Here is a 1083-nt window from a genome sequence, read left to right on the forward strand (position 1 = left end):
AAAAAGACCACTCAAAGAGTGATCTAATATGTAATAGCAACCTACACACAGACAAGTCTAATACTTCCTGCGCCTACCCACTTCCTCAATACCTCGGTTGCTAATTGACGTGACAGGAGTCGAACCTGTACTTTCTGATTAAAAGTCAGACGTATCACCATAGATACTTCACGTCAAAGCGGCAAGGGTTCGCCGCCACAACTTTACTGGCTTAGGGTCTAACCATAGCAAAGTCTAATTTGATGACTACCCGATAGAGCGACCGACTCTATTTCTAGGTGCATCTCCCTAATTATTTTACTTAAGTGGTCAACTTAATATGCCCTCGCAGTTATCCTACCGAATCATGCCTGATTCCCACTTCTGTTCCTTTTACCTTGGATATCCACTAAAGTCACTGGCAAGGAATCGAACCTTGCATGGTCAAATCATAAAACGTTAAGGTTATCCCTCGACGTATTGACCTTATTTTTAAGTGTCTACCCTTTCCGCCACAGCGACAAATTGATATTGTGAAAATAAATACTAAGTGTATAATTTTATTTATCAGCGAGTGGTCCGCTGAAAATAATTTAAAGGTGATGAATATATGAGTAACGGGTTTGATGATTTAAGTAAAAAACTTAACAAAATGGCAAAAGCTGCCCAAGAAATGGACGGTGAACATAGCGTTCCAATGTCCGAGTTATTTACAAATGATTTTGTTTCAGCTAATACCAAATTCAACTCCATTGAGGAATTCTTTGAGGTTAGCGGATTTGACTGCAGCTCTGAAGAATCGTTTGCCGCGATTCCTGATGATCAAATGGATGCATTCGTATCTGATAATACAAATTTTGATACTTGGTCTGATTTCATGAGTGCAGCTGCTAAAAAATATACTGCTAAGAAACTTGGATTTTAAAATTAGCAATTTCATCTAAAGTTTCTTGTAACTGTTCGACTTGGTCACTAGCCTTGTTGAGCAGTTCTTTTAGTTCAGTCAAATCTAATTTGACAGTTACTTTGATTTCTTTATCCATTCGTTTTCTTCCTTTCTAATGTTCCTTATCAGGCTTTGCCGTGGAAGGACTATACTTTATA

2 protein-coding genes and 1 tRNA gene are annotated in these 1083 nt (G+C 38.1%); 1 reads left to right on the plus strand and 2 read right to left on the minus strand.

What is annotated here, in order from left to right; all coding sequences use genetic code 11:
- Positions 1–104 precede the first annotated feature (104 nt).
- Positions 105–176, minus strand: a tRNA-Lys gene (locus ED2_RS14480).
- Between the two features lie 413 nt (positions 177–589).
- Here ED2_RS14480 and ED2_RS14485 point away from each other — a divergent pair.
- Positions 590–904, plus strand: coding sequence for a hypothetical protein (locus ED2_RS14485; protein WP_010726909.1), 315 nt, complete (start codon positions 590–592; stop codon positions 902–904).
- On the opposite strand, the gene ED2_RS15800 is transcribed toward ED2_RS14485, so the two are convergent.
- Positions 885–1022, minus strand: coding sequence for a hypothetical protein (locus ED2_RS15800; RefSeq protein WP_002330288.1), 138 nt, complete (start codon positions 1020–1022; stop codon positions 885–887). The genes ED2_RS14485 and ED2_RS15800 overlap by 20 nt on opposite strands.
- Positions 1023–1083 lie beyond the last annotated feature (61 nt).

The organism is Enterococcus durans NBRC 100479 = LMG 10746, assembly GCF_001544215.1.
GTDB classification, from domain to species: Bacteria; Bacillota; Bacilli; order Lactobacillales; family Enterococcaceae; genus Enterococcus_B; species Enterococcus_B durans.

Coding starts and splice junctions, on each gene's coding strand:
- ED2_RS15800 (WP_002330288.1), bottom strand. CDS start 1,022: ATGGATAAAGAAATCAAAGTAACTGTCAAATTAGATTTGACTGAACTA.
- ED2_RS14485 (WP_010726909.1), top strand. CDS start 590: ATGAGTAACGGGTTTGATGATTTAAGTAAAAAACTTAACAAAATGGCA.